The sequence below is a fragment of the Nakamurella sp. genome, from assembly GCF_048594475.1.
Taxonomy (GTDB): Bacteria; Actinomycetota; Actinomycetes; order Mycobacteriales; family Nakamurellaceae; genus Nakamurella.
On the sequence record NZ_JBMDXT010000369.1, the window covers coordinates 1 to 5,879 of the forward strand.

General features: G+C 73.6%; 5 protein-coding genes and 1 pseudogene. 1 reads left to right on the forward strand and 5 read right to left on the reverse strand.

The window, feature by feature from the left end; all coding sequences use genetic code 11:
• Together guaA and ACOJUF_RS16530 are read right to left on the reverse strand one after the other, a co-directional pair.
• Positions 1-1,130 (reverse strand): glutamine-hydrolyzing GMP synthase (guaA, locus tag ACOJUF_RS16525; protein ID WP_420122920.1); only part of this gene is annotated, 1,130 nt, incomplete at its 3' end.
• Positions 1,131-1,234: 104 nt separating this feature from the next.
• Positions 1,235-1,528, reverse strand: coding sequence for a DUF4031 domain-containing protein (locus tag ACOJUF_RS16530; RefSeq protein WP_420122921.1), 294 nt, complete (start codon positions 1,526-1,528; stop codon positions 1,235-1,237).
• 30 nt (positions 1,529-1,558) lie between these two features.
• Between ACOJUF_RS16530 and ACOJUF_RS16535 the strand changes: the two genes are divergently transcribed.
• Positions 1,559-2,608 (forward strand): magnesium transporter CorA family protein, encoded by a 1,050-nt coding sequence (locus ACOJUF_RS16535; RefSeq protein ID WP_420122922.1) that lies wholly within the window; start codon positions 1,559-1,561, stop codon positions 2,606-2,608.
• A gap of 150 nt (positions 2,609-2,758) precedes the next feature.
• Here the strand turns inward: ACOJUF_RS16535 and ACOJUF_RS16540 are convergent, their stop codons facing one another.
• The 3 genes and pseudogenes from ACOJUF_RS16540 to ACOJUF_RS16550 all read right to left on the reverse strand — a co-directional run.
• Entirely contained in the window at positions 2,759-3,865 is a 1,107-nt protein-coding gene (locus ACOJUF_RS16540; protein WP_420122923.1) for a GuaB3 family IMP dehydrogenase-related protein, read from the reverse strand.
• 198 nt (positions 3,866-4,063) lie between these two features.
• The gene (gene guaB, locus ACOJUF_RS16545) at positions 4,064-5,572 is read right to left on the reverse strand and encodes an IMP dehydrogenase (protein ID WP_420122924.1); all 1,509 of its coding nucleotides are present in this window, start codon (positions 5,570-5,572) and stop codon (positions 4,064-4,066) included.
• Positions 5,573-5,690: 118 nt separating this feature from the next.
• Positions 5,691-5,879: pseudogene (locus ACOJUF_RS16550) on the reverse strand (lytic transglycosylase); the annotation flags it as partial.

The window sequence follows — 5,879 nt, forward strand, 5'->3', positions numbered from 1 at the left end:
CGCAGCGGCTCGACCAGCTGGAACTGCAGGTCCTCGGGCAGCCCGCCGACGTTGTGGTGGGACTTGATGGTGGCCGTGCCGGTGCCGCCGCCGGATTCGACGACGTCCGGGTACAGGGTGCCCTGGACCAGGAACTTCACCCCGCCCTGGGCCGCGTCGATCTGCGCCGCGGCGGTCTCGAAGACGCGGATGAACTCCCGGCCGATGATCTTGCGCTTGGTCTCCGGCTCGGTGATCCCGTCCAGCGCGGAAAGGAATCGGGCGGCAGCATCAACGGTCACCAGGTGGATGCCGGTGGCGGCGACGTAGTCGCGTTCCACCTGCTCCCGCTCCCCCGCCCGCAGCAGCCCGTGGTCGACGAACACGCAGGTCAGCTGGTCGCCGACGGCCCGGTGCACCAGGGCGGCGGCGACCGCCGAGTCCACTCCCCCGGAGAGCCCGCAGATCACCTTCTCGTCGCCGACGACCCGGCGGATCGCCTCGACCTGTTCGGTCAGGATGCTCTGCGGGTTCCAGTCGGGGGCGATGCCGGCGACGTCGTAGAGGAAGCGGCGCAGCACGTCCTGGCCATGCTCGCTGTGCACGACCTCCGGGTGGTACTGCACGCCGGCCAGCCGCCGGTCGAGGTTCTCGAACGCCGCGATCGGCGTGTCCGGGGTGCTCGCGGTGACGGTGAAGCCGGCCGGGGCGGCGGCGACCGCGTCCCCGTGGCTCATCCAGACCCGCAGCCGGTCCGGCAGGTCCTGCAGCAGGGTCGAGCCGGCCGCCGCGACGGTCAGGTCGGTGGCCCCGTACTCGCGGCGACCGGTGCGGGCGACGGTGCCGCCCAGGGCCTGGGCCATCGACTGGAAGCCGTAGCAGATGCCCATCACCGGGATGTCGGCGTCGAACAGGGCCGGGTCGACCGCCGGCGCGCCGTCGGCGTAGACCGACGACGGGCCGCCGGACAGGATGACCGCGGCCGGCTGCCGGGCCGCGATCTCGGCGACCGACGCCGTGGACGGCACGATCTCGGAGTAGACGTTGGCCTCGCGGACGCGCCGGGCGATCAGCTGGGCGTACTGGGCGCCGAAGTCGACCACCAGCACCGGATGCGGATGGCTGGACGCCGGAGCGGCGGATTCGGGCACGGCGGGCTGCCTCTCGATCGGTCGCGGGAACCGGCGGAGTCTATCGAAGCGCCGCCGGCCGAACCGCCGTTGCGCACTGCACCGGGGGCCGGCGCAACCTCGGTTCAGCCGGCCGGCGACCCGACACCGGGCCCCCGGCGGTCCCGTTTGGGCCGGCGCAGCCCGGCGGCGGTCAACCGACGCACCAGCTCCCGGGCCGGCACCGGCTCGGCGCCGGCAGCGACGAGAAGGGCGTACCGCTCCTGCGGCACGTCGTAGTGGTCGTGGTCGAACCCGCGTTCCGGGATGCCGTTGGCGGCCGCGAACGCGTGCAACTCGGCGTGGGACACGTCGCTGACCAGGTGGGACCACAGCCGGCCGTGGGCCGGCCAGCGGGGCGGATCGATCAGCACGGCCATGGCCGACAGGGTAGGCGGATGATGGACCGCGTGAGCTCCACCACCACGCCGGTCCCCGCCGACCGCCGCACCGCCGGTTGGACGCCGCGGTCGCGGGTCTGGCGGGGCACCGAGACGGTGGTCGCCGACGTGCCGGTGTCCGAGCTCAGCGACCGGCTCGCCCAGGACCCGAACAGCCGCGCCTGGTGGTGGGTCCCGCGCCACCGGTCGGCGCTGGCGGAGACCGCCCGGCTGTTCGACCTGGACGACTTCGCCATCGAGGACGTGCTCTCCGACCGGGAGCCGCCCAAACTCGACGTCGTCGGGTCGACCGTGATCGTGATCGGCGCCCTCGTCACGTTCGATGCGCCGACCGACCAGCTGGACAAGGATCGGGTCGCGATCCTGGCCACCGACCGGATGCTGGCGGTGATCGCCGACCGCGCGGCCGCGCAGCCGCTGGTCCGGCGGCTCGCGGACGCCGCGGGCGGTCTGGCGGTCGACGGGGTCCCGGCCGGCCTGCACGTGCTGGTCGACCTGATGGTGCACACCCAGGGGCAGGCCCTGCTGGCCATCGCGGATGCCGCCGACGAGCTGACCACCTCGCTGTTCGACGACAAGCCGATGAACCGGGCGGACCAGCTGCGCGCGTTCCGCATCCGGCAGGCGATCGCCGGCATGCGCCGGGTCAGCGCCCCGTTCGCCGAGCTGGCGGCCGACCTGGCCGGCGCCGCCGGCCGTCCGGCGGCCGACGACGACCCCGCTGCCGGGCTGCTGCACGGCGCCACCGCGCGGCGCTTCGAGGACGTCTGCGACCACGCCCGGCACGCGGCCCGGGAGACCGACACGGTGCGGGAGATGCTCAGCTCGGCCTACGAGACGAACCTGGCCCTGTCCGACGTGCACCTGAACGTGATCATGAAGAAGCTGTCGGCGTGGGCCGCCATCATCGCCGTGCCGACCCTGATCACCGGGTTCCTCGGCATGAACGTGCCGTACCCGGGGTTCGGTGAGACCCGCGGGTTCGTGGTCGGCACCCTGGTCATCGTGATCGCCGCGAGCGGCCTGTTCACGCTGTTCAAGCGCAAGGACTGGCTCTGACCCCTCGACCGAGCCCGCGCGACCCGCCGCCGGCCGGACCGGCACGCCGGCGCGGGCGGGTGGCGGTTCGCCGCCGCTGATCAGGCCCGGCCGACCAGGCCCGGCCGACCAGGCCCGGCTGGTCAGGCCGGCATGGTCAGGCCGGCATGGTCAGGCCCGGATGGTCAGGCCGACCTTCTGGAACTCCTTGAGGTCGGAGTAGCCGGCCTTGGCCATCGCCCGGCGCAGCGCCCCGAACAGGTTCGTCCGGCCGTCCGCTCCGATCGCCGGCCCCAGCAGCAGCTGCTCCAGCGGCACGTCGGCCGGGCCGACCGGGGCCGCGAAGCCGCGCGGCAGGACGGGGTGGGCCGCGGTGGTCGGCCAGTACCAGCCGGCCGCCGGCACCTGCGCGGCCCAGGTCAGCGGCTCGCCGAGCATCACCGCGTCGGCGCCGCAGGCGATGGCCTTGGCGATGTCCGCGCTCGACTCGATGCCGCCGGCCGCGATGACGTGCACGTACCGGCCACCGGTCTCGTCCAGGTAGGACCGCCGGGCGGCGGCCGCGTCGGCGATCGCGGTGGCCATCGGCACCGCGATGCCCAGCACCTCGTCGGTGGTCGTGGTGTTGCCGTGCCCGGTCCCGACGATGACCCCGGCGGCGCCGGTGCGCATCAGGTGGGTCGCGGTCTTGTAGTCCGAGCAACCGCCCACGACGACCGGCACGTCCAGGTCGGCGATGAACGACTTGAGGTTGAGCGCGGTGCCGTTGGCCTGCACATGCTCGGCCGAGATGATCGTGCCCTGGATGACCAGCAACTCCACGCCGGCCGCGATCGCCGGGCCGGCCAGCGACGCCGCGTTCTGCGGGGACAGCCGGACGGACACGGTGCCGCCGCCGTCGCGCAGCGTCCGGATCGCCTCGGTGAGCAGGTCGACCGACACCGGCTCGGCGTAGATCCGCTGGATCTGCGCGATGATCTCGTCAGGGTCGTCGGCCGCCGCGGCCCGCTCCAGCAGCTCGTCGATCACCTTCTGCGGGTCGGCGTGCCGGGCCCAGAGGCCCTCGCCGTCCAGCACGCCCAGGCCACCCACCGCGCCGACCGCGGCGGCCACCGCGGGCGAGACGATCGCGTCCGTCGGCTGGGTGATCAGGGGGATGTCGAACCGGTAGGCGTCGATCTGCCAGCCGATGGAAATGTCCGACGACGAGCGGGTGCGCCGGGACGGGACGATGCCGATGTCCGCCAGCTCGTACGCCGACCGCGCGGTGCGCCCCATGCCGATCTCGATCTCCGGCACCGTTCCTCCTTCGCCTGCGACCCACCGACGGGGCCCGGCCAAGGGTAGGCGACGATCGGCCACCGATCACCCCGGGCGGGCGGGACCGGCCCGCTCGCGCCATGCGGGTCGGGATCGTCGCGCCGCACGGTTCGGGGCTGGTCGACCGCTCCGGCCGGGCCGAGCCGGCCGGACGGGTCAGCGGTCGATGTAGTTCGGCGCCTCGGAGGTGATGGCGATGTCGTGCGGGTGCGACTCGCGCAGCCCGGCGGAGGTGATCCGGACCACCCGGGCGTCCTTGAGCTGCTCGATGGTGGCCGAGCCGGTGTAGCCCATGGCCGCGCGCAGACCGCCGACGAGCTGGTGGGCGACGTCCTGCAGCCGGCCCCGGTAGGGCACCCGACCCTCGATGCCCTCGGGCACGAGCTTGTCGTCGGAGAGCACGTCGTCCTGGGAGTAGCGGTCCTTGGAGTACGACCGCGCCTCGCCGCGGGACTGCATCGCGCCGAGCGACCCCATGCCCCGGTAGGTCTTGTACTGCTTGCCGCCGACGAAGATCAGCTCGCCCGGGGACTCGGCCACGCCGGCCAGCAACGAGCCGAGCATCACGGTGTCGGCGCCGACCGCGATGGCCTTGGCGATGTCGCCGGACTGCTGCAGGCCGCCGTCCCCGATGACCGGGATGCCGGCCGGCCGGCAGGCCTTGGCCGCCTCCCAGATCGCCGTCACCTGGGGCACGCCGATGCCGGTGACGACCCGGGTGGTGCAGATAGAGCCGGGCCCGACCCCGACCTTGACCGCGTCGGCGCCCGCGTCGACCAGGGCCTGCGCGCCGGCCCGGGTGGCGATGTTGCCGCCGACGATGTCGACCCGGGCGCCGACGTCGTGCCGCAGCCGGGCCACCATCTCGACCACCCGGCGGGAGTGCCCGTGGGCGGTGTCGACCATGATCACGTCCACGCCGGCGTCGGCCAGGGCCATCGCCCGCTTGTACGACTCCTCGCCCACGCCGACCGCGGCGCCGCACAGCAGGCGGCCGTCGGCGTCCTTGGTGGCGTACGGGTACTGCTCGGTCTTGACGAAGTCCTTGACGGTGATCAGGCCGCGCAGCTTGCCGTCGCTGTCGACCAGCGGCAGCTTCTCGATCTTGTGCTTGCGCAGCAGGCCGAGCGCGGCCGACGCGCTGACCCCGACCGGCGCGGTGACCAGCGGCATCTTGGTCATCACCTCGCGCACGGGACGCGACTTGTCGACCTCGAACCGCATGTCCCGGTTCGTGATGATGCCCAGCAGGTGCCCGTCGGCGTCGGTGACCGGGACCCCGGAGATGCGGAACTTCGCGCACAGCGCGTCGGCGTCCCGCAGGGTGGCGTCCGGCCGGCAGGTGACCGGGTCGGTGACCATGCCCGCCTCGGACCGCTTGACGATCTCGGCCTGCGACGCCTGGTCGTCGATCGACAGGTTGCGGTGCAGCACGCCCAGGCCGCCCTCGCGGGCCATCGAGATGGCCATCCGGGCCTCGGTGACGGTGTCCATGGCGCTGGAGACCAGCGGCACCCGCAGCCGGATGTTGCGGGACAGCCAGGTGCTGGTGTCCGCCTCGCTGGGGACCAGGTCGGAGGCATCCGGCAGCAGCAGGATGTCGTCATAGGTCAACCCGAGGGTGGCGAACTTGTCCTCCACCGCGATGACGGGCGCACCTTCCATGCCCCGTGCCAGCGGTTCCTGCGTGACCGACATGCCCGACCTCTCGCCGACGTTGCTGCGGGCCGGCCGGAGCGCCCGGCAGGTCCCCCGACCATCGTAGGTGAGCCGATGCCCGCACCTAGCCCGCCGGGTTCGCCCCGATCGTGGGAGTGCTCACCAGGCCGCCACCCGAGCCGGCCCCGGCGTCGCCGCCGGCACTCGATCCGCTCCCCCCGGCCGGGTCGGCCGCCGGGAGGCCGAGCGGCTCCTGGGCGTCCTTGCCGGCCCCGCCGTCGCTCGTGGTCGGCGGCGGGGTGGGGGCCGATTG